At 34.0% G+C, this 23,345-nt stretch carries 21 protein-coding genes; 8 read left to right on the top strand and 13 right to left on the bottom strand.

The window, feature by feature from the left end; genetic code table 11:
- Nucleotides 1-36: 36 nt before the first annotated feature.
- Nucleotides 37-438 (top strand): hypothetical protein, encoded by a 402-nt coding sequence (locus GQ46_RS12565; RefSeq protein ID WP_044402568.1) that lies wholly within the window; start codon nucleotides 37-39, stop codon nucleotides 436-438.
- Between the two features lie 239 nt (nucleotides 439-677).
- Nucleotides 678-1,286, top strand: coding sequence for an SET domain-containing protein (locus GQ46_RS12560; RefSeq protein WP_044402565.1), 609 nt, complete (start codon nucleotides 678-680; stop codon nucleotides 1,284-1,286).
- A gap of 119 nt (nucleotides 1,287-1,405) precedes the next feature.
- Here the strand turns inward: GQ46_RS12560 and GQ46_RS12555 are convergent, their stop codons facing one another.
- From GQ46_RS12555 to GQ46_RS12535, 5 genes are all read right to left on the bottom strand, one after another.
- Complete coding sequence (locus tag GQ46_RS12555; protein WP_044402562.1) at nucleotides 1,406-2,284, bottom strand: pseudouridine synthase; 879 nt, start codon at nucleotides 2,282-2,284, stop codon at nucleotides 1,406-1,408.
- An 87-nt stretch (nucleotides 2,285-2,371) separates the two neighbouring features.
- Nucleotides 2,372-3,322 carry a carbon-nitrogen hydrolase family protein gene (locus tag GQ46_RS12550; protein ID WP_044402559.1) on the bottom strand — a complete coding sequence of 317 codons (951 nt, stop codon included), beginning with the start codon at nucleotides 3,320-3,322 and terminating at the stop codon, nucleotides 2,372-2,374.
- Nucleotides 3,323-4,228: a geranylgeranylglycerol-phosphate geranylgeranyltransferase gene (locus tag GQ46_RS12545; RefSeq protein WP_044402556.1), complete on the bottom strand. Its 906-nt coding sequence runs from the start codon at nucleotides 4,226-4,228 to the stop codon at nucleotides 3,323-3,325.
- A gap of 9 nt (nucleotides 4,229-4,237) precedes the next feature.
- Nucleotides 4,238-5,167 carry a mevalonate kinase gene (locus GQ46_RS12540; protein ID WP_044402553.1) on the bottom strand — a complete coding sequence of 310 codons (930 nt, stop codon included), beginning with the start codon at nucleotides 5,165-5,167 and terminating at the stop codon, nucleotides 4,238-4,240.
- Between the two features lie 61 nt (nucleotides 5,168-5,228).
- Nucleotides 5,229-6,311, bottom strand: a complete 1,083-nt coding sequence (locus GQ46_RS12535; RefSeq protein ID WP_044402550.1) for a diphosphomevalonate/mevalonate 3,5-bisphosphate decarboxylase family protein — start codon at nucleotides 6,309-6,311, stop codon at nucleotides 5,229-5,231.
- A gap of 231 nt (nucleotides 6,312-6,542) precedes the next feature.
- Here GQ46_RS12535 and GQ46_RS17210 point away from each other — a divergent pair, with 231 nt between their 5' ends.
- Entirely contained in the window at nucleotides 6,543-7,097 is a 555-nt protein-coding gene (locus GQ46_RS17210) for a TetR/AcrR family transcriptional regulator (RefSeq protein WP_197077358.1), read from the top strand.
- Here the strand turns inward: GQ46_RS17210 and GQ46_RS12525 are convergent.
- The 5 genes from GQ46_RS12525 to GQ46_RS12505 form a co-directional block, all read right to left on the bottom strand.
- Entirely contained in the window at nucleotides 7,087-7,626 is a 540-nt protein-coding gene (locus GQ46_RS12525; RefSeq protein ID WP_044402547.1) for a DUF1697 domain-containing protein, read from the bottom strand. The two genes, GQ46_RS17210 and GQ46_RS12525, sit on opposite strands and share 11 nt — an antisense overlap.
- A complete protein-coding gene (locus GQ46_RS12520) occupies nucleotides 7,623-8,834 on the bottom strand; it encodes an NAD(P)/FAD-dependent oxidoreductase (protein WP_044402544.1) in 1,212 nt (403 codons plus the stop codon). Before GQ46_RS12520 ends, GQ46_RS12525 begins: the two co-directional genes overlap by 4 nt.
- Nucleotides 8,831-9,520, bottom strand: a complete 690-nt coding sequence (locus tag GQ46_RS12515) for a glycerophosphodiester phosphodiesterase family protein (protein WP_044402541.1) — start codon at nucleotides 9,518-9,520, stop codon at nucleotides 8,831-8,833. Before GQ46_RS12515 ends, GQ46_RS12520 begins: the two co-directional genes overlap by 4 nt.
- A 233-nt stretch (nucleotides 9,521-9,753) precedes the next feature.
- Nucleotides 9,754-10,092: an SRPBCC domain-containing protein gene (locus tag GQ46_RS12510; RefSeq protein WP_052503479.1), complete on the bottom strand. Its 339-nt coding sequence runs from the start codon at nucleotides 10,090-10,092 to the stop codon at nucleotides 9,754-9,756.
- A gap of 105 nt (nucleotides 10,093-10,197) precedes the next feature.
- Entirely contained in the window at nucleotides 10,198-13,908 is a 3,711-nt protein-coding gene (locus GQ46_RS12505) for a metallophosphoesterase (protein WP_044402538.1), read from the bottom strand.
- Nucleotides 13,909-13,967: 59 nt separating this feature from the next.
- Between GQ46_RS12505 and GQ46_RS12500 the strand changes: the two genes are divergently transcribed.
- Nucleotides 13,968-15,263 (top strand): Pycsar system effector family protein, encoded by a 1,296-nt coding sequence (locus GQ46_RS12500; RefSeq protein ID WP_044402535.1) that lies wholly within the window; start codon nucleotides 13,968-13,970, stop codon nucleotides 15,261-15,263.
- On the opposite strand, the gene GQ46_RS12495 is transcribed toward GQ46_RS12500, so the two are convergent.
- Together GQ46_RS12495 and rsmG are read right to left on the bottom strand one after the other, a co-directional pair.
- Nucleotides 15,253-17,640 (bottom strand): cell surface protein, encoded by a 2,388-nt coding sequence (locus GQ46_RS12495; RefSeq protein ID WP_044402532.1) that lies wholly within the window; start codon nucleotides 17,638-17,640, stop codon nucleotides 15,253-15,255. The genes GQ46_RS12500 and GQ46_RS12495 overlap by 11 nt on opposite strands.
- A 95-nt stretch (nucleotides 17,641-17,735) precedes the next feature.
- Nucleotides 17,736-18,368: a 16S rRNA (guanine(527)-N(7))-methyltransferase RsmG gene (gene rsmG / locus GQ46_RS12490; RefSeq protein WP_044402529.1), complete on the bottom strand. Its 633-nt coding sequence runs from the start codon at nucleotides 18,366-18,368 to the stop codon at nucleotides 17,736-17,738.
- 139 nt (nucleotides 18,369-18,507) lie between these two features.
- Here rsmG and GQ46_RS12485 point away from each other — a divergent pair, with 139 nt between their 5' ends.
- Both GQ46_RS12485 and GQ46_RS12480 read left to right on the top strand, forming a co-directional pair.
- Nucleotides 18,508-19,608 carry an acyl-CoA desaturase gene (locus tag GQ46_RS12485; protein WP_044402526.1) on the top strand — a complete coding sequence of 367 codons (1,101 nt, stop codon included), beginning with the start codon at nucleotides 18,508-18,510 and terminating at the stop codon, nucleotides 19,606-19,608.
- Nucleotides 19,609-19,621: 13 nt separating this feature from the next.
- Entirely contained in the window at nucleotides 19,622-20,812 is a 1,191-nt protein-coding gene (locus tag GQ46_RS12480) for a pyridoxal phosphate-dependent aminotransferase (RefSeq protein ID WP_044402523.1), read from the top strand.
- A 101-nt stretch (nucleotides 20,813-20,913) separates the two neighbouring features.
- Here the strand turns inward: GQ46_RS12480 and GQ46_RS12475 are convergent, their stop codons facing one another.
- The gene (locus GQ46_RS12475) at nucleotides 20,914-21,168 is read right to left on the bottom strand and encodes a hypothetical protein (RefSeq protein ID WP_044402520.1); all 255 of its coding nucleotides are present in this window, start codon (nucleotides 21,166-21,168) and stop codon (nucleotides 20,914-20,916) included.
- A 272-nt stretch (nucleotides 21,169-21,440) separates the two neighbouring features.
- Here GQ46_RS12475 and GQ46_RS12470 point away from each other — a divergent pair, with 272 nt between their 5' ends.
- Together GQ46_RS12470 and GQ46_RS12465 are read left to right on the top strand one after the other, a co-directional pair.
- A complete protein-coding gene (locus tag GQ46_RS12470) occupies nucleotides 21,441-22,583 on the top strand; it encodes an AraC family transcriptional regulator (protein WP_044402517.1) in 1,143 nt (380 codons plus the stop codon).
- Between the two features lie 91 nt (nucleotides 22,584-22,674).
- Nucleotides 22,675-23,274: a hypothetical protein gene (locus GQ46_RS12465; protein ID WP_044402514.1), complete on the top strand. Its 600-nt coding sequence runs from the start codon at nucleotides 22,675-22,677 to the stop codon at nucleotides 23,272-23,274.
- Nucleotides 23,275-23,345 lie beyond the last annotated feature (71 nt).

Raw genomic sequence — 23,345 nt, 5'->3', positions numbered from 1 at the left:
GCTACCAAACAGTTTCTAGCATCACATCTAAACAGAATGAATAAACCCTACGCCGTTATATTTTTTGGATTTTTAGCAGTATTAATGGGAATTGGAAAAGAGCAATCTGAACTCATTCCATCTGAACTAAAACTGAGCATTGGAATTTCACTTATTGCCTACGGTGTTTATTTGATTTACAAACCGACCAGTAAAAAGTCGGAGAATCAAATTCAGACTAAAAAACAACCGAAAAAAGGACGTTCATATATTTATTTGACTCTTGGAGTTTTATTGTTAAAATCACCTGATTTATTTACCCCAAACCATCCTTATGAAAATGAAATGAATCTGATAGAAATACTGGTCTTTGTTTTCGGATTTGGATTTGTGATTTATGGTCTGAACCTATTCTTTAAAGAAAAACGAAAGAAACGGGAAAGTGGCTCGATTGAATAATCACAACCTGAATTGAAGGCACCCATTTTATGCTTTATTTTTTCAATCTCACTGTATTATCTATCTAATAATACAATCGCTAAAACTAGTGAATCGAATCTAAAAAAAGCCGCAACCAATAAAAAGCCAAGCATTACCCTTTTAATAAACAGCTATCATATTTTTTTAACGTAAAACTTTTTTACTATTGAATTTATCTCAATATTTTTTATATTAGTTGTAATGAATTTAATAAATTAATGATACATCCTAAAACAGAATTACAGTACATAAATGACGCTATGGGCTACGGTGTTGTGGCTACAGAATTCATTCCAGCCGGAACAATAACCTGGGTTCTAGATAAATTAGACCGAGAATTTACGCCTAAAGATTTTAAATTGATGGCCCCTGCTTATCAAGACGTCTTAGACACCTATTGTTATAGAAATAATAAAGGAAATTTTGTGCTTTGTTGGGATCATGGTAAATATGTGAATCATAGTTTCAATTCAAATTGCCTTACAACCGCTTATGACTTTGAAATAGCAATAAGAGACATTCATCCCGGAGAACAATTAACCGATGATTATGGTTATTTAAATATCTGCGCTCCCTTTGAAGGCGTAGATGAGGGTACCGAACGAAAAGTTGTGTATCCCGATGATTTAGTGAAATATCATAAGGTATGGGATGAAAAAATTCTAAAGGTTTTTGGAAAAATAAATACTTTAGAACAACCTTTAAAAACCATGATTGAAAAAGAATTATGGAATAAAATACATCGTATCGCCGACGGAAAAGAGCAAATGGATTCTATCTTAAAGAATTATTATAATGAAAATAATCATGCAACAGTAATCAAGTAAATTACCACAATGGAAATTAGAACGCTATAAAAGCACTCTTTTATTACCCTACGATTATTCTTAACTATTAAAAATAAAGACCGCTTTAAGCGAGACCTATGTTATGATGACGCAGTCATTTATAACATTTTTAATGTGTTAATCTCCTGCTCTGTTAATAATTTCCAGTTTCCTCTTGGAATGTCTTTTTTAGTTAAGTGTGCAATTTGTACGCAGTCTATTCTAACCAGTTCATATTTTAAATAATCGAATATCGTATGTAAGATTGTGTTACCGGTATTTTTGATTTTTATACCCACTTCATTTTTCTTATTGTCTACATAATCCACCTCTTCAACATTTACCATTTTGCCTTCTATTTTAAAGCCTTCTCGGATTTTTTTCAAATCTTCCAACTTTAAATTTTTATCTAATTCTAAATGAAATAAACGCTCAACGCCTTTATTTGAATTCGTAAAACGTTCTACAATTTTTTCATCGTTAGTAAACAGCAATAAACCGGTAGAGTTTCTCCCTAAACGTCCAATAGGCTTAATACGAGATGGTGTGGCGTTAGCAACTAAATCCATAACTGTGCGTCCTTTGTATTCACTTGTTGTTGTTGCAAAACCTTTAGGTTTATTTAATAAGACATACTCTTTTTTCTCAGGATTTATACGTGCTCCATCGTAACGCACTTCGTCTTCCATCTTTACTTTGTACCCCATTTCGGTGACCACTTTACCATTTACGGTAACTAAGCCCGTTGCAATATGTACATCTGCATCACGACGCGAGCAAATACCAGAATTTGCTACGTATTTATTTAAACGAATTGCGTCTGAATTTGATGCCTTTTTAGGAGTCGCCGACGTCTTTTTAGAAGTCGTTGCTGTCTTTTTAGAAGTCGTCGCTTGCTTTTTTATTGGCGCATTTCCTCTTGCATAACTTTTAGATTTACTAGTGTTATTGCCTCGACCTGAAGTCTTTCCTTTATCGTTTCCGCCTTGTCTGCTCATTGTTTTAATTTTATATCCTCAACTATTTTTAAGGGTGCAAAGATAGCTTTTAATTTACGATTGATGATTTTTGATTACCAAATTGTTTTAATTATCAAATACTACGGTAGATTGTCTTTCTCTATTGACTGTTAATTTCGTCACATCTGGACGTGAATAATGTCCAACAGGATCAAAATTCTGCCGCTCTTCATACACCCGATTAAAATCTATAGTTTGCATAATTAACCCTTCTTTATGTAACACCGGTTCAATAATCCATTCACCATCTGGTCCCGCAATGCAACTTCCGCCATTGGCTAAAACCTCTGGACACTGTTCTAAAATCTTATCTAAATGTGGTGTCTCTTTTGGAAATAGGGCTTTGGTCATTATACAGGACACAGAAACCACGAACGACCGTGATTCTCTTGCAATAAATCGGGTGATATCCTTGGTGTTATGATCACTTCCCGGCCAAACAGCAATATGCAAATTTTCTCCCAGACCGTATAACGCAGTCCTGGGTAAAGGCATCCAATTTTCCCAACAGTTTAGTCCGCCTACAGTAAATTGTTTAAGCGTATGTACTTGTAAACCGTTACCATCACCGGGTGACCAGGTGAGTCTCTCATCATAAGTAGGTTGCAGTTTTCTGTGCACCGATTTAATTTCGCCACCAGCATTTATATAAACTAAAGACGCATAAATAGAATGTCCGCCACGATTTTTTGCCCGCTCTATAATGCCCAAATAAATAGCTATTTGATATTTATTTGCCAGTTTACAAACCGAATTTAATTCTCCCGCTTCAATTTGAATAGCATTTCTAACATATTCTGCATGCAACTCTTTATTAACTTTGGTATTCCATTCTGAACCTCCAGCTAAGGCTAACCAAAACGGATAACCTGGCACTAAAGCTTCACCAAAAACGATAAGTTCACAGCCACTTTCACCTGCTTCGATGATAGCTTGTTCTACTTTTTTAAGTGTTTCCGTTTTATTCAACAACACAGGAGAAATTTGTGCCATTGCTATTTTAAGCGTGTTTTCCATTTATAGAATGCGTTTTAAAACCAAGTCAATATCTATCAACAAGATACTAAAAACACCGGCTACAATGATGAACTTTAAAATATTATGTAGAATAAGATATTGTTTTTTTGTTTTAGATTTCCAAAGTAAAACTAAGAATACAAGGAGCAAAAAAGTACTTAAGAAAAAGTAGCCATTCATCTGTCCAATATCATAACGTTGTACTAACAAATAAGAGGGTATTAAAGTTACTGCCACTAAAAAGCTAATCATTTTCTTTGAGACTTTTTCACCATATTGAATGGGAATGGTATGATAATCTAAAGCCAAATCTCCTTTTAAATTCTCTAAATCTTTAGTTAGTTCCCGAATGGTAATAATCAAAAATAAAAACGTCGCATGCACAAAAATAACAGTATCGAAATTCTTGTAGTAAATGAAAATAATAAAAAAAGGAGTAATTGTTAGCAATGCCGAAGTGATGTTACCCACTATTTGCAGTTTTTTCAATTTATGTGAATAAAACCAAATACCAAAAATGTAAGCTGAAAAGAATACGACCGCATTAAATGACACGTAACTTGCCATAATAATGGCAGAAAAGTTGAGCACAAAATAAAAAGATAATTTGGTATTCTGACTCACTAATTTATCTAACATCGACTTGTTAGGCCTGTTAATTAAATCTTTTTCTGAATCGTAAAAATTATTAATAATATAACCGCCGGCAACGACCGCTGCTGACGCTAAAACAAGCATTAACAGATTAAGGTCGAATAACACGTTTCGCAACGGTTTTTCTGGCGCAAAAATATAAATTGAGGTTAGGTACTGTGCTATTACAATAACCAAGATATTATAGCCTCTTACCACAGAAAACATACTAAAAAACTTGAGTAGAATGAGTTTCTGTTTACGAGAGAACATAAGACTAGTTTAGAAATTATAAACGACTTCTAATTTGTAATCTTTTAGTGCTTTTTCAGCTTTATTTAAATCTTCTGTAAACCCTAAAATATAGCCACCACCACCAGAACCGCAAAGTTTAAGGTAGTAATCGTTAGTGTCTAAGCCATTTTTCCAGAGCGCATGAAACTGCTTCGGGATCATGGGTTTAAAGTGCTGCAAAACCGTTTTAGATAGTTTTTTTGTATTGCTAAACAACGATTTTATATCGCCTTTTAAAAAATCATCAACACAAGCATCAGTATGCTTTATAAATTGATTTTTAAGCATGTTGCGAAAACCCTCCTGCTTCATGTTTTCCATAAAAATACTTACCATTGGTGCGGTTTCACCAGTAACACCACTATCTAGTAAAAATACGGCGCCTTTGCCAGAAGTACTTTGTGTTGGAATACCAGTCGCTTCAATATTGTCTTGCGAATTGATAAGAATTGGCAAACTTAAGTAGCTATTTAATGGATCGAGACCTGAAGATTTGCCATGAAAAAACGATTCCATTTCAGCAAAAATAACTTTAAGTCTTAATAGTTTTTCGCGTGTTAAATTTTCAAGGACTGTAATTTTATTCGTAGCGTATTTATCATAGATTGCTGCGACTAATGCGCCACTACTACCAACCCCATAACCCTGTGGAATAGAAGAATCGAAATACATGCCAGATTCGACATCTGCCAACAATTTTTCAACTTCAAAAACGACTAGATCATTACTTATATTAGATAAATACTTTGCAAATCTTTTTAAGCTTTCGTTAGACTTTTTAGTATCTTCTAATAGATTTTCATCCATTTTTAAAGCACCGTTGTAAAAATTATAGGGTATAGATAATCCTTTAGAGTCTTTAATGATTCCGTACTCTCCGAAGAGTAAGATTTTTGAATAGAAAAGTGGGCCTTTCATAATATAGTATCCAGTGTTCGTTCTGCAGTTAGCAGTGTATTAGTTTAAATATACATCAATTTTACAACTTTTGAGCACCAAAACCAATTTGATCACAAATATAGTGACCGTTTTGACAATATGCAACTAACTCAGTCTTAATGAAATTGTAAATTTCTTCAGTTTCATTTTCAGGATACAAAACATGTACATTGGCTCCTGCATCTAGGGTAAAACTAATGTGTAAACCCGTTTCTTTTCTAAAACTCCAAATCTTATTAATTATTTCCAAGGTATTGGGTTTCATTAAAATAAAATAGGGCATGCTTGTCATCATCATCGCATGTAGCGTTAGCGCCTCACTTTCAATCAATGCAATAAACGCCTCTAAATCGCCAGATTTTAATATGGCTTTTAGTTTGGTGATATTTTCTTCCGCCTGCTTAAATCGCGTTTTAGCAAAAGGATGACTGTGCATCAAATTATGACCAACAGTACTACTCACTTGCTTTTCTCCTTTATCCACTAGTAAAATAGTATCGTTGTAGTTCTTGAAATTGTCATGTACTTCGTATGGGTATTTTATTCCAAATAAATCACTACTACCTTCAATAGCATTATGTTTTCCCCAAACGATTAAATCGCCTTCAATACTTCTACTTGCACTTCCAGATCCTAATCGTGCTAAAAACGATGCTTTTTTATTGAAATATTCCTGAGACATTTCTGGATTCATCAACTTTTCAACGCTCATTAAGCACAATGCCAAAGCACTCATGCCAGATGCCGAAGAAGCAATACCCGAACTGTGCGGAAACGTATTTGAAGTTTCAATCTTAAAATGATAGCTTTTAAGAAATGGTAAATAGGCTTCAATTCGGTTAAAAAAAGTATTTATTTTAGGCTTAAAATCAGGCTTGTTTTCGCCATCCAGCAAGATCTCAAAAGAGTAATTTTCATCGCTTGTATCTCGTTTTGAAAAATATAATTTTGTAATCGTTTTACAGGTATCGAGTGTAAAGCTAATGGATTGATTTTCTGGAATTTGATTTTCTTTTTTTCCCCAATACTTTACAAGAGCGATGTTACTTGGAGCACTCCAACTCACCACTCCAACAGGAATGCTACTTAATTTTAAATCGGGAATAAATTCGTTTTCAATCATTTAGATAAAAATTTTAGCAAATATAATCTTAATTATATGATTTTTTTTTACTTTAGCGATCAATTAGAATGTGTATTCGGTTCAGTGATGTTTATCGGATGTCTAGTAATTACTAGAAACATTTTAATTACTATTAAAAAACAACTAACTAAACATCGAGAGCCCTTAAACTTCCCTCATATTCTCTATGTTACAATGTTACAAACAGCCCTTATTTGGGTAGTTGATAAAATGGATAAAAAGAAAAGAATTATTCTTACTATGCTAGAACTAGTGGTTGAGCAAGGTGTGCATGCCACTCCCATGTCTCAAGTCGCTAAAGAAGCAGGCGTCGCCGTAGGCACTATTTACCATTACTTTAAGAATAAAGAAGAAATTATTGAAGAAATATACATCATGATCTGTCAGGATTTTGGGATTGTTTTAATTGCGAATGTGCCTAATGATGGTTTTAAAGAACAGTTTGCTGTTATTTGGCATAACCTTTATAATTACTTTATTGGTAACCCGATGGCTTTTAAGTTTATGGAATTTGTTGGTGTCCCTCCAATTATTAATGCTGAAATAAGATTAAAAAGCGTTAAACATTTCACTAATATTAGAGATTTGTTTCTCGCTGCAATTATAAAAAAAGAAATAAAGGATGCCAATTTAAGATTGGTTTTGCAAATGAGTTTTGGCAATGTCATCTCTGCTGCAAGATTAAAATTTAAAGAAGAGTTACCTATGAATGAGGAGCAAATAGAAGATGCTTTACAAATGTCTTGGAACTGTATTAAAGCTTAGTTTCAGACAACTCCAATAGCTTAATCATCGTTTTATAATTTCTTGTAGTCGCAGTAACCTTAAGTTTTCGTTCTATAAAATTAGTGTTACACTTTGCCTTCCCGTATCCCTTTTCTGAAAAAAAATACACCACATTTCGCGTTGCTACGATTTCTTCGTCATCAAAAGCAACAGTATTTAGACTGTCAATTAACTCTTTTTCAGGAGCTGAATTGAGCAATGTAAAATAGCTACTGACTTTCTTTTTTTCTGAGAAAGGACAGGCTCTAAATATGGCTTTCATTTCAAGATTTGTTTTTACTAAAACGGGCACTTCAAACCCAAACTGCTTCTTAATACTACTGAAAATTTTCACTTCTAAAATAGAGGTGTCTTTTTCCGAAGATTCAAAAACCACATTACCACTTTGAATATACGTGTGAATATTCTTAAAGGCTAAAGCGCTTAATGCTACTCGTAATTCTGCCATCGGAACTTTTTTTTGTCCGCCAACATTAATTCCTCTCAATAATGCGATGTAGCTTATCATTCTGAAATATTTTGTGCTAAGATGTAAGCACTTGTCCAGGCATTTTGAAAATTAAATCCTCCAGTTACCGCATCTATATTTAATACTTCGCCTGTAAAATAAAGATTTTCATGAAGCTTACTCTCAAAATTTTTAAAATTGACTTCCTTTAAATTAACACCTCCTGCGGTTACAAATTCTTCTTTAAAAGTACTTTTTCCATCCACTTTAAAAACCGCTTTTGTTAACTGGTTTGCTAACGCTTCTAACTGATTTTTGTTAAGGTCAGCCCAGCGCATTTCTGCGGTCATACCTGCTGCTAAAACAAGCTGTTGCCACAAGCGTTTTGGTAAATCGAATTGCGTATAATTGCTAACTGTTTTTTTAGATAATTCCTGTTTTAATTCTTTTAAGCGTGCTATTGCGACCTCACATTCTAAGGCTATAAAATTGATTTCAATTTCAAACTTATACTCTAATTTCGCAAACTCTAAGGCGCCAAAGGCAGAAAGCTTTAAAATGGAAGGCGCACTCATTCCCCAGTGCGTTATGAGTAACGGACCATGAGATTCTAGAGCCGTTCCTAACACTTTTATTTCTACATGTTGAGCCACTACTCCTGGTATGTCTTTTATACGGCTGTCTTGTATGTTAAACGTAAATAGTGAAGGTACTGGAGCCGCAACAGTATGGTCAATATTCTCTATTAACTTCCATATTTTAGGATTACTGCCCGTAGCAATAATTAATTTTTTACAACGAAAAACGTCTGATTTCGTTTCTACTTCCCAGTATTCATTTCGCTTTTCAAATTTAGTTACCGATTGATTGCGCAGGACCTCAACACCTTGTTTTTCTATTTCTGATAGAAAACAATCAATTATAGTCTGTGAAGAATTAGACACTGGAAACATTCTGCCATCCTCCTCTATTTTCAATGCCACGCCTCTGTTTTCAAACCATGCTATAGTATCTCCTGTCATAAAACTATGAAAAGGGCCTAAAAGTTCTTTTTCACCTCGTGGGTAGTTTTGTACTAATTCCTGCGGAATAAACTCGGCATGTGTAACATTACAGCGTCCGCCACCAGAGACTTTCACTTTAGTTAACACCTCTTTTCCACGTTCTAAAATAGCAACCTTAAACTCAGGATGCTTTTCTGCTATGTTAATCGCTGCAAAAAAACCTGCTGCACCACCGCCAACAATTATAATATCTTTTTCAATCATATTCTATCTGGAAAATCACTAATAATACCATCCACTTTATAGTGAACCATCCGCTCGATGTCTTTATATTCATTTACTGTCCATGCATACACCTTATAGCCTTCGGCCTTTATCTGAGCCACATTTTCTTTAGTTAACATGGTGAAATCTGGGTGTATTGCCGTTGCTTTTAATTCTTTAGCCACGTCTATGGCTTCCTTTAAATTAGTCTCTGTTAAGATTCCCAATGGCACTTCTTGATTTCTCTCGCGAAGTGTTGCCAATAAATTGTGCTGAAAACTTGAAACTAAAATATTTTTATAAGTCCACCTTTTAGTGTTCACATACGCCTCTATAATTTTGGCGACACCGTCTACGGTATCAATACCTTTTAATTCTATATTTAGCAGGCATTTGTCATGAACCAAATCTAACACTTCCACTAAAGTAGGGATTTCGTAAGCCCCTTTTAATTTGAGTGCTTTTAATTCTGAAAGCGTAAAATTAGTAATGTCTCCTTGACCATTGGACAACCTGTCTAAAGTAAAATCATGAAAAACCACCAATTCCCCTGTTTTGCAACGATGAATATCTATTTCAAGACCGTCAACATCCAAATCCATTGCTTTTTGAATGGAAGCAAGGGTGTTTTCGGTGACATGTCCTTTGGCCCCACGGTGTCCTATTTTTAACAGGTCTTCTTTCATACTATTACGCATTCTTATTACTTAGACGGTATCGGCAAATTTAGCACATAAAATACAAACTATAGAGTTGCATACGCTAAGTTTTAAGCATTATAATACTGTTGTTTTCTGATTTGAAGCCTATGGTCACGGAGCTCACAGAAGTGATTCTTTTGGGGCTTAAAAAGCTTTTATCTATAAAAAATAGTGCGCCTAAGAAAAGTGACGCTAACAATAAAAGCTAAGTTGTCAAGTTAGGCCTTATTTTCAATATACCCTTTAAGTCTATTCATAAAATAACTCCAACCTTGCTCACAACTTTCTCTTGAAAATTCAGGAATAGTGTCTGGAAATGTTTCTAAGCCAGTACAGGTAATTTTCAATGTAGATTGATTCTTATCCTCAGAAATTTCAAAGCTTGAGATTGATTTACCTGAGTACTCTTTATATTGCCATGTATAAGCTATTTTCTTATTAGGCATTACTTCAGTAACTTTCCAAAGGTGTGTGAAATCTCTTTCTTCTGAAGACACCAAAAAAGCAGTCTCAAAACCTACCTTAGGCTTAAATTCTGTAATATTATTAAAAACCACTGAATCATTTCATCCTTTTGGGTAATAGCACTCCAAAGCTGTTTTGTGGAGACGCTAAATACCTGCTCAATTATTATGGCGACCTTTCTATTATCCATTGTTTTTTTAAAAGCTCATTCCAAATCCAAAAGAAAACCGCAAACCTTCCGTGCTATTAAAGAAATTAAAAGTTCCTTGAATGGAATCTGCTGCAGACACCCAGAAACCACCGCCGTAATCGTTATGCCATTTATTTGAAAAATCGTCTTTAGTCCAAACGCGTCCAACATCTCCTCCAGCAAAAATACCTATTTGTAATGGTAAGGTATTTGTTCTGAATGATTTAAAACTATAGCGAACATCTGCACTACCAACTAATGAGTGATTACCCGTAAAACGCTCGGTCCTATACCCTCGCAATCCATTATCTCCCCCAATATTTGCTGCCTGATAAAAAACTAAATCATCACCAATTCTTACCTGACCTCTTAAATCTGTTTTCAGGACTAATTTTCTATTGGTAATTAATGCATTATAAAAACCTAAGCTGGAATTAAGATAACCATATGTGTTTTTAGTTTCTTCTGGTTCTGTTTTTATTCCGGTGTTTAATTTAAAAGTCATGCCTCGCGTAGGCACAATTTTATTATCGAAACTGGCATAATTATAATTCGCTTCTACAGCAGTAAAAAAACGTCTAGTATAAAAATCATTATCTAAAATGGAAGGCATAAAAGCGCCGACAAAACGATCTGGTGTTTCCCCTAGTTCTATGCCTTCTACAAGAAATCTAAAACCATAATCACTACCAAAACTTCCTTTTTTGAGTATGCCTATACTGGCTTTATAAATACTGGTTTTCACTCTATTAAAATCCAGACCTAAAGCATCATCGTTATTTTCAGTTTCATTCCCATAACCAAAGAAATTATTTGTAAAGTTTTCACTGGTAAGCTGGCCTGCAACATGTAGGTTCCATTCTTGAAAAAGATTAGCAAACTCTCCATTATAATCTATGCTAAAACCATTGGTGGCAAAAAAAAACCCCCCTTTAAACCGGTGCTGTTGTGAAAACGGATTACGTTGAAATCCTTTAGTTGTTTTAACCAGTGACACTCCTAAAGCGATGCCATCATCTGGATTAAACCCTACACTTGGAGTAATAGTGCTCGTTTTAACGATACCCTTATTAAAATCGAATAAGTTATTATTATAAATATCTGTAAAATTTATTTTTGCACCTTTATTTTCCTGAATGGTATTGGGTTTAGATTTGTGATCATAAACGCGAACACGTCTTCCCTTTTTTATGATGTAGGTATCGTTATTTTGACCTCCAATAATTCTTGTGAATATAAGATTATTAGCTTTACCTGTGACTTCAAAAACATCGTCATCATCCAAACCATAAACCCATAATTCCTTAGTGACATCTTTATTGAACGTTCTGTCAACTAAGACCTCTCCTTTTTTACCATCTATTATTCGTGAGATTTTAATGTTGGTCTCGTTATCACCACTGCGATTAATTTCAAAATAATCATCCTTATCAGTTCCTGTTATGATAACTAATTCATTTAAATAGTTATAATACCGTTCAGCGATATCTAACATATTAGAACGTCTCCCTTTCAAAAGTTCTTGGATTTCAGCAAGGGTTTTATCCTGTGCTTCCACTGGTACTTTTGAAAACGCTTTAGTAATGACTTCATCTGTGATGTTATCCTGTAGGTATTTAGCCTGCTTCATCCAAGCGGCCTTATCTGAATCTTGTATTAATACTCTATCCAGTTTAATCCCAGCACTATTCATCCACTCTATGTCTTTTAATTCACTGTCATAAACCTGTAATTGCTTGGTTGACCCAGAAAGTAATTTCATAATGTCTAATAAAGCACCATCAAAGTTAGAAAACACCTGATCGCGATCTCTTGGAATGGGCTTAAACAATTTATCTCCGTTTTCCTGATTAAATTGCGCCCAACGCCATTGGTCTTGGTGTCTGTCCCAATCGCCTATAAGCATATCAAACAAACGTGCTCTTATGTATGAGTTTTCATCTATTTTATATTTCTCGTCCTCTCTTACTTTCTGTATAATATCATGCGTACTTTCTATATCATCTGCATAACCAAAATTTCTTTCGTCAGTATAATTTTCTTCAGGACGCTCTTCTATCATATAAAGCTCGCCGCCATACGCTGCATTGTAATCGCCTAAATATTTGTGCTTAGGAATATAATATAATTTTGGATTGGTATGATAGACTTCTGCCGCATCAGACAAATCTGGAACTACAAAAAAAGCATAGGGATGTGCTGCAGTATAAAAATCAAGGACTAAATTTTCAATTTTTGTTTTTTCAAAATCATTTTCAACATAGGTTTCTTTAAACAATACTGTTTGCAAGTATTGGGTGGCACTTTTTCTTAAAGCACGCATATTTAGTTCCCGACCATCTTTAGTTTTTAATCTTAACGAACGTGTTTGGTGCCCACCTCCTGCTCTTACTATTTCTAAACCGCCGTAAAGTGTATCTAAAGTTGCAACTTGCGCTTTGATTTTCTTACTATATAAGTCTCTATATCTATCTCCCAACAATGTCTCATATACGCTAGATTTATCTGTTTCCAGTTTTGTATAAATAGAAGCATCTACAGTTGCTGGAAAGGTATCTGGCAAGTTTTCTGTATCAAAAACATCCTTTGTTTTTGGTAATACTTCCTTAGTATACATTAATTTTGGGTTCCCATCTTCTGAAATATAAAAGCTTACCCATGTACTTCCATCTTTAAAAACAGTAAGCTCAGCAAAGCCTTTCTTACCAACTGAAAAAAGACCGCTATGACTTAAAGTAGCAGCCGATGTTTTAGAACCAGAACCAGATACTATTTGCTTAATCCCGCCACTTTCTATGTATTGTAAAGAGTGTTCATGACCAGAAGCAAACACGATATTATCATATTCTAAAGCCATGGTTTCAATGCGATTCATGAGTTCGTTATAACGCTGATTATATCTGTCTTGAATAGAGACGCCACCTTGCGTTCTTACTTGCTTTATTAATGACGCTAAAACAGGAACGGGAATGTCTGATTGTGTTGGAAAAAGATGTTTACTGGCATCAAAAAATCCGCCATGGGTTCCATTGGTATACATAGGATGATGCATTGCAAAAACGACCCTTTTGTTTTGCGCTTTTTTTAATTCTCCTTCGAGTTCCTGAAAAAAACGCTCTCGTGTTTTAATTTCACACTCGTCGTTAATCGTGGGGTAATGGTTCCAATTTTCTAAATACCACTGTGTGTCGACAACTATGAGTTGTATTTTATCACCAATCTCTATGCTTTCCAGCGGACAACCATTTTCAGGCTGGAATGAATTTTCACCAAGTGCTTCTTCTATATACTTTTCTTCTCTTTTAAGACCTTTTACACCATCTGTATACCAATCATGGTTTCCAGGAATCATTACAGTGTTTCCTTTAAAATTTTTTACAGCATTTATTTGTGCGTTAAGTGCGTTTTCAGCGTTTTCTCTACCATTCCGCTCTTTTCTAACTAAGCCATCGGGATAAACATTATCCCCAAGAAAAACAACATAATCCTTTTCGGTATTTGTATTCGCAACATGTTTTTCAAAGGCCATTAAACCAAGAGACATACCATCCTTAGGAGACTTTCCTGCATCACCAATAAGATAAAATTTGCGATTAACTTCTTTTTCTGGAAGCGGTGTAAGCGCTTTTTCTACGTCTCTGTACTGTGCCTTAAAAGTAGTACAACTTGAAAAAATCAATAAAGTTATAAACGTTAGAATTATGTTATTTTTACTCATAGAGTCAATTGATTGATTTAATTTTTAGTAATTTGCTTCTCTTAAACAGATTTTATTTTATGGCTAACATTATTGAAAAGACGGATGCATTTGTGCTAGAGCTTTTAAAGGATAAACTGAGTAACAACATAGTATATCACAACTACACTCATGCCAAAAGAGTATTCAAAAGTACAAAAGAAATTATTGAAAATTCTGAAATTAATGTTAACGAGTCAGAAATATTATTATTAGCAGCGTTATTACACGATGTGGGTTATATAGAAAAGCGAGAAGGTCACGAAGAGGTAAGCGCGAGAATAGCCACAGACTTTCTAACAGCCGAAGAAGTAGACCCCAAAACGATTGAAGCTGTAAGCACTTGTATTAAGGCTACTAAATTTGACTCTGAACCTCAAAACAATCTGGAAGAAATAATTCGTGATGCTGACTCTTCTCATTTTGCTAAAGACTACTTTCAAGAAGCCAGTGAATTTTTACGTAAAGAATATGAATTGTGTGAAGTAAAAAACTTCACATCGAAAGAATGGCTAAATGAGAATATCGAGGTACTCTCAAAGAAACATAGATATTACACTGAATATGCAATAAAGAACTGGAAATCTAAAAAAGATAAAAACTTAGCCAAGCTAATAAAAACGAAAAAAAAGAAAAAGGCTAAAGACAATAAAGAAAAGCTAAAAGCAAAATACAAAGCCCAATACAAAAATGAGAGCCCAGAACGGGGGATACAAACGTTTTATCGTGTTGCCTTAAGAAACCATATAAAACTAAGTGATATCGCAGATACAAAAGCCAACATCTTACTCTCTGTAAACGCTATTATTATTTCTGTGGTTTTAGCAAATTTAATATCAAAGTTAGACACCAATCCTTATTTAACATGGCCAACAGTTATATTCACACTCTTTAGTGTTATCTCTATGATTATGTCTATTATTGCCACCCGCCCAAATGTGACCAGTGGGGAATTCACAAAAGAAGATGTTGAAAACAAAGAAGTGAATTTAACATTCTTTGGAAATTTCCATAAAATGGAATTAAAGGAATATGAATGGGCTGTAGAAGAACTCCTTAAAGACAAAGACTATGTTTACAAATCACTAACTAAAGATTTATATTTTTTAGGTGTCGTATTAAACAGAAAGTACAAAATATTACGCATTACCTATACTGTGTTTATGACTGGCATTATAGTCTCTGTATTTGCTTTTGGTATTGCGATTAAGAACAATCCAGGTGAAAATATTCAAGATGTTTTAGAACCTGATTCAAATGTTAGCACTGAAAATCGAACGATAAAAAGCATGTTTCTCTCTGAAAATAAAGCAACTTATATTGTCGCTAAACGTTAAGCTCTTTCATTAAATCGTCGTAGGTATAAAATTCCTTTTTCTCTTTTTTGTTATTCTTATATAATAAATTGACACGAATCGCTTTTAAACCTGTAATCCCTTGTAAATCTTGTAGCTCTAGAATTTCGACCGTATCACCTAAAACCTTTTTAGACTGAAGAAACTTTACATATTGTAAATACTCTATTTCATCTTCTTTTTGAGAATATACAATCGTTATTTTTCCCTGTGTAGTAGCACGTTCTTCTGTGCCTTTTATATTTGCTTTATCCACTCGCTTTTTAACAACTTCGTAGCGTGCATTGTAAGTTCCATCTACATCAAAAAGCTTTTCATCCATTCTAAAACGTATGGACAGTGGCTGATTGAACACTAAAATCATAGAAGCTACATCAAGCGATAGTGGATATTTATCACGATTGGTATAAAATTCATTCTCCATTTTACACATCACCTGTAACTGCCACAATCTCAAATTGTACAAATAAATCACATTAAAAGAATCTTCTTTTGTAATTGATTCACCGATGTAAATATTATGCTCTACACCGTCGGTTTTAAAACGCTCGAAGAAATGCGGGTACATTTTTTGAGCCTTTGTTTGCTCCTTATCAATAACACTTGACATGTTCTTATTAATGAGCATGATGGTATCATCGTAATTTTTTCTATAATAGTATATAAGACCTAAATTCCCATCAATTTTAGAATGGTAATCTTCAATAAGCGCTTTTAAATCTAATTTATTCTCAAGCTGAAATTTAAAAAGTGGTGCGATCTCATTTCTAAAAAAAGAAGTCGCTCTTTGCTCACTATCTACCTTGAAATTATTATTTATTTCTTCTGAAAGGTTATCGATTTCAAATTTCAGTTTTTCAAAAATCGGCAGTTTTTCAGTTTCAAATCCTTTTTTAATTATTTTTTCAATAAGCATGAGCTGAAGCGCCAAATCCTTCTGCGTGGCGTGATTTCTAGCATCTGAAGAGCCTTTGACATCTATTTGACCAAATAATGGATAAACGTCTCTAAATATTATTTTGCCAAAAGAAGCCTCTTCGCCATGTTCTTGTTGATCGATTAAAAACGTACGCGCTGCTGCTTCAAATTTCCACTTTACACTGGTATGGATTGCTGTACATTCCCGTTGAATAACCGCCTCAATTAAATGTTCTTCATCTTGACGAGAGCGCTTAACAGCAGCAGCTATATAAGGCATGACGTCTACTAGTTTATTGGCAACCACACTGTTTAAAGCGCGTTTCTTTTTTGATACTAATTCCAGCACACCCATTAAATCATCTCCATCTGCTATTGGTGCCAAAATCATACTCTTGTAGCCATTTCCACCTAGTATTGTAATTTGTGATGGGTGACCTTCAGCCTTTGCATTAAAACTATCAATATCTGAAACAGAATAGAATGTTTTATCCTTAAATAATGTTTTATATGACTCCCGACAAAATATTTTCTTACAGTCTTTAGCTTTGGCATTTGTTTCTAGTAAAAAACTATCGACTCCTGCATCGTAAACAGGCATCAATTCATCCGCTCTTTGATTATAGATAGAAAAACCGACCTCCAAGTCATTCATTCCTAAAAAAGATTGAAAAATAGATTTGAAATTAGACATGAACCGTTCGTCTTTCCGCTTCTCTTTCGCTATTAAGCTCGATTTTATATTTGAAATAGACTGATCTGCGGTTATGTCGAATATATTAGAAATAACAAAGCCATTAAAGTCATAACTTCCTGGAGGAAATTTTTCTTTCCATAAATTAATATTATCAAAATTATCCAGTAATTCTTTATAATCCGCCTTGGTTATTGATTTGGTATTTTTGTTGGGTGTTATCTCTATAAAATCTGCATTGTATAGGATTTTATACGTTTTTACAATCCCAGAAGCATCCGGAATTTCGTAATACAACGGCCGTGTATGGTTTGCTTTAAAATTATAACAATAGTCTAAAATAATAGTACAGGCAATGATGTATCTAGAATCATCCGGCATGTTCCGTATTTGTAATTCAAAATCTTTACCTGCTGCATTTAAGATATTTCGAAACCGTTCTGAAGAATTAAAAACAATGTTATGAAAAGGAACCGAAGCGGTTTTAATTTCATTTTTTGTCAATATTTCGCTAAAAGAATCCTGCAAAATAATATCAATCTCTTTTTGGTATTTACTAAGATTTGAGATTTGAGTAAAACCATTTCGTAATATTGGGATATTCTTTTGCACTTTCAATACCCTTCTTGCTTTTGCCGCAAGAAACTCATCATCACTTTCTGACAAGGTCTCATAGTAAGACAGCAGTTTATTAAAACCGATCTTAATCACGAATGGTAATTCTATATTATCATTAATATCTGCCATGGTACTTAAAATTACATAAAATTAATGAAACCCAATTTAAATATAATGGTTTTAACACTAAATTAAGCAGGCTAAAAAACAACTGTTTTAATCTGTTAACCTCTATATTTTATTGGTAAGTGCACCACTTTTTTAGTCTCATAAAAAGCTTCGTCATAAAAATCAGAAATGGCATAGATTTTTGCTGTTTCATAAGCTTGTAGCTCCTCAGTCAAATCACCGCCTTTTAAATAGAGAATCCCGTTTTTAAGTTCGTGATTTTGATCTTTAGCCACTTTTCCTTTTATCCAGTGCACAAAAGTTGGCATGGCTGCAACCGCTCTACTTATAATAAAATCATAATAGGCATCATTAATCTCTTCTACCCGAGAATGAGTTGTTTCCACATTATCAAGCTTTAAACCCTCAACAACTTCATTGACTACTTTTAATTTTTTAGCGATGCTGTCTACCAAATGGAAGTCACATTCTGGAAATAAAATAGCCAAAGGAATCCCTGGAAAACCACCACCCGTGCCTACATCCATAATTTTAGCCCCATTTTTAAAGGTGATTACTTTTGCGATGGCTAATGAATGCAATACATGACGCAGGTATAGCTCATCAATATCTTTACGTGACACAACATTTATTTTAAGATTCCAATCGTGATATAACGCAGATAACTTAGAAAACTTATCTATCTGGTCTTCAGTAAGGTTAGGGAAATATTTTAAAATGAGCTCCATTATTTATTTTTTTTGCAAAAATAAGACTTTTAGAAGCATAATTTTATGATTTTCTATATAAGTTGGCACGTTTTAATTAATTATCTTTGACGCAAATATGATTGGCATCATTTGTGCACTATCATACAAAACACATATTATGACAAGACAAACATTATCGTTCTCTAGAACAGATTCTGCAAAGTTTTTTAGAACACTTAATAAACGTGTGAATTCTTACTTTAAAGACAACGATATAAAACGAACTGGTAATTGGAAAATATGGCTTAAAACCATAGTAATGTTTACTTTGTTTTTAGCCCCTTATTTTTTAATACTAACTTTAAATATTCCTGGCTGGGCACAATTACTATTAACTATAATTATGGGAGTTGGCATGGCTGGTGTAGGCATGAATGTAATGCATGATGGTAACCATGGTTCGTTTTCTAATAAAGAATGGATTAACCGTTTAATGGGAAGTAGCATTTACATATTAGCTGGAAACGTTTATAATTGGAAAGTACAACATAACGTGCTACACCATACCTACACCAATATTCATGGTCACGATGAAGATTTAGAAGCTGGACGTGTTTTGCGTTTTTCACAGCACACTAAATGGCGTAAACACCATAAATTCCAACATTATTACTCGGTGTTATTATACGGGTTATTAACTATAAATTGGGCTATTACTACAGATTGGCAACAAATGAAACGCTTTATGAAACGTAAGTTATCATATGGTGAATTTCCCAATCCTGTTGCGAACTGGAGTAAATTAGTGATTTCTAAAATCATCTACATCGCGATGTGGATTGTATTACCAATGTTAATTTTAGATATGGCTTGGTGGAAAATCTTATTAGGATTCTTTATCATGCATTATACCGCTGGGCTTATTTTAAGTGTTGTGTTTCAATTGGCACACGTTATGGATGAAGCCGAGATGCCATTGCCAGAAGTAAATGGCACCATGAAAAACACTTGGGCCATTCACCAATTAAAAACAACTGTTAATTTTGGTGCAAAAAGCAAGATCGTTAACTGGTTTACAGGTGGCTTGAATCACCAAGTAGAACATCACATTTTCCCACATATTAGCCATGTTCATTATGGTAAAATTTCAGAAATTGTAAGAGAAACTGCAAAAGAATTTAACTTACCATATAACGAATATAAAACAACACGTAAAGCCATTATCGCCCATTTTAGATACTTAAGAGATATGGGAATGAAACCTGCTTTACAAGCATAACTACTACATTTTAATGAGCCAACCACTTTCTGAACGTATACTAAATATGTCCACGTCTGCCACTTTAGCTATGGCAGCAAAAACAAGAGAACTTAGAGCCGAAGGCAAAGATATTATTGGATTAAGTCTGGGTGAACCAGACTTTAATACTCCAGACTTTATTAAGGGCGCAGCAATTCAAGCGATTAATGACGATTATAATTCGTACTCACCAGTAGATGGGTATGTAGAATTAAAAGAGGCCGTTATCACTAAATTTAAGCGTGACAATGGCTTAACCTATACGTTACCACAAGTTGTGGTTTCCACTGGCGCTAAACAATCGTTGTATAACGTAGCGCAGGTCATGCTAAACAAAGGTGATGAAGTTATTTTACCTTGTCCGTATTGGGTAAGTTATAGTGACATTGTTAAGGTAGCAGAAGGCGTTCCTGTAGAAGTGCAAACCGCTATAGACAATGATTTTAAAATGACCGCCGCTCAATTAGAAGCTGCCATTACTCCAAAAACAAAAATGCTTTGGTTTAGTTCTCCTTGTAATCCTAGTGGTTCTATATATAGTAAAGAAGAACTAGAAGCCTTAGCGCAAGTGTTAAGAAAACATCCAAACATTTACGTCGTATCAGATGAGATCTATGAACACATCAACTATACAGAAAAACCACATGCAAGCATGGCTAGTATAGCAGGTATGTTTGATCGTACTATTACCGTTAATGGCGTCTCTAAAGCGTTTGCAATGACGGGATGGCGTGTTGGCTATATTGGTGCTCCAGACTGGATTGCACGTGCTTGTAACAAAATGCAAGGGCAAATTACCAGCGGAACAAATTGTATTGCACAACGTGCAGTGATCACCGCATTAAATGCTGAGCCAAGTACTGTAAAATATATGATTGACGAATTTAAAGAGCGTCGTGATTTAGTACTTGAGTTATTAAATGATATCGAAGGGTTTCAAACCAATATTCCGGAAGGTGCTTTTTATGTATTTCCAAATGTTTCTTCTTTCTTTGGAAAGACCTTACGGGGAAAAACAATAAATAATGCTAACGATTTTTCTTTGTATTTATTAGAAGAAGCTTTAGTAGCTACTGTTACTGGTGATGCATTTGGAAACCCCAACTGTATTCGCATAAGTTATGCTGCTTCACAAGAGCAAATTAAGGAAGCCGTAAAGCGTGTAAAAGAAGTATTGCGTTAATCACAGTGTAGAAAAATACACCTAAAACAAAAGTCCTATTGAAAACTATTAATAGGACTTTTTTGATTAAAAAATAGCGCGTGTTGTGCAAGCGACATCTTTTAATTAAAATAAAAAAGTAGGGTCACTAATAGACTGCCTACTACTCCAATCGCTACCAGTCGTTTTAACCTTCTACTTTTATTTTCTCTTTGGAGGGTCTCGCGAATTCCCTGAAGTGTTTCAGCTGTTGCCTTAGGCAAGTCATACTCGGCTTTTTCTGTGCTGGTATGCACAAAACTTAGTTCTTTCTCCCGTCGTTTCGATAACATACTCTTATTAGTTCGAATAACCGTTATCATAGCTAATGCTCCCATAATTTCTTAGATTTATACCGAATAATTTCGGAATTAAACATGTAATGAATTGAATAGAGACTCCAATTAAGAACTTGCAAATTCTTAGTGTCTCATTAGTTTCAACTGAATTGTAAATGCCTCAGTTAAAAAAAGAAAAGCTGCTTTATATATAGGTAGCATACATCTATAAAATGTTACAGATTTTAAACAAAATTAACGTCCTCCCTACTACATATGATAATGTTAGCTAAAATTTACTACATTTATATTACGCTAACTTAATAGCAAACATGACTGATAAAATATTCAACCTACTGCTAATCACCGGAGCTGTACATGGTATACTTTTCAATTGTATCACATTAACGTATCGTCGTCAAAAAAAAATAAGCAAAGCCATACTTTTTTTAAACCTTGTCGTTTTAAGCATCTCGTTAAATAACCTACAGGCCTGGTTAATTGCAAAAGGCTATTCATCCTCATGGTATTTTATAAAATATTTAGAAGTGCCGTGGTATGTTTTTATTGTACCTACATTTTACAGTTTTCTAATTCATTTTTTATTAATTGAAAAAAAATATAAGAACTATATTAAGAGTGTCTGTTATTTGTTTTTGGTAGAAATTATAATCAGACTCACGCTAATCACCTTCTGTTACTTAAACGAAACGAACGCGAACATAATAAATAGCTACACAAGATTTGAAGAAATAACAAATGCTTTAGTAGCCTTCTATATATTTTATAAATCATACAATATTATCTATAAGGAACGCTACAACTATAAATACGCCTTATCATTCGATGACACTAAGTGGTTGCAACAGTTTATGGTTTTAGGTAGTCTGGTTTTAATTTTCTGGCTCATTGCAATATTTTCAAATTTCTATCTCGAGATACCTCAAAAAAACTTTTACTATCCTTTAAGAGTGGGCAGCTCCCTGTTACTGTATTGGATTGGCTACCAAGGTTTTTTACGTTATAACATTATGACAGATAGGATCCAGCTTAGAAAAGAGATCCTTGTTAATAAGACAAATATAAACACTGATAAAACAAGTGATACAACTACCCATAAAACAGACTCCCAATCTAAGCTTTTTGATGACATTTGTTTACATATTGAAGCTAACAAGCTCTATTTAAATGAAAATTTGTCTCTTGACGAGGTTTCTAAAACTATGAATATTAGTACTAGTCATTTATCTAAGGTCATCAACACTCATGAAAATATAAACTTCACGAACCTCATCAACGAATACCGTGTCAATTATGCCAAAGCGGTATTAACGGATGCTCAATTTGCTCATTATACTATAATCGCAATAGGATTAGAGAGTGGCTTTAAATCGAAATCCAGTTTTTATAGTGCTTTTAAAAAATTCACGAATCAGACACCTTCTGAGTATCGGGCAGAACACAGCACATCATAACTTAATGTGTCCTATTATCAGCACTTTGCTGTTTTCAGGACATTTCTTTTTAAAAATCTAGTGATATTTAAATTCACTAAACTTTTTAATTATGAAAATCAGAGTTCTATGCGCCTGCCTCTTTATTTGTGTTTTCGCTTATTCACAAGAATCAGATTCTAAACTAGCATTTTACAGTATTTCGTTTTCTCCTATTAACATCTATTTTGATCATCATACAAGTGGTCTCGCAGCAAGTCTTGATATTAGTTTAAAAAAGGACAAGGATATATATAAACTTTTTGGTTTGACAGGAAGTGAATTTGTAGTTTCAGTATTGGGTCCTTCTAAAGTAGAAAGTTTTCATGAAATAGATATACTTTATGGTAAAGAACTAAGAGAGGGTAAATGGCTTTATTTCGATTTCTATAGTGGATTGAGCTATTTTTCTCATACTATAAATACTCCCGAAAAAATACCTGGATCAGGAACGAATAGTGGCGGGTTTTCATTTACAACATATGAATATAGCTACAATGAAGACAAGAACAACACCATTGGCTTAGTCCTACAAAGTAATATTCGATTTAGAACTGGAAAGCGTTTTTCAATGGGGCTTCAATTCCACTCCAATATAAATACTGTAAACACAATATTTAGTACTGGGCTTTTGTTACATTGGAAACTTGGAAGAAAATCAAAATTAGACTGAGTGTTTTTACATGCTGTTTATAACTCGTGGATATAAGCATTGAACTAAATAAAATGATCATTTTTAAAGCC

Source organism: Lacinutrix sp. Hel_I_90, from assembly GCF_000934685.1.
Taxonomy (GTDB): Bacteria; Bacteroidota; Bacteroidia; order Flavobacteriales; family Flavobacteriaceae; genus Lacinutrix.
This window is presented reverse-complemented; position numbering and strand designations above follow the sequence as displayed.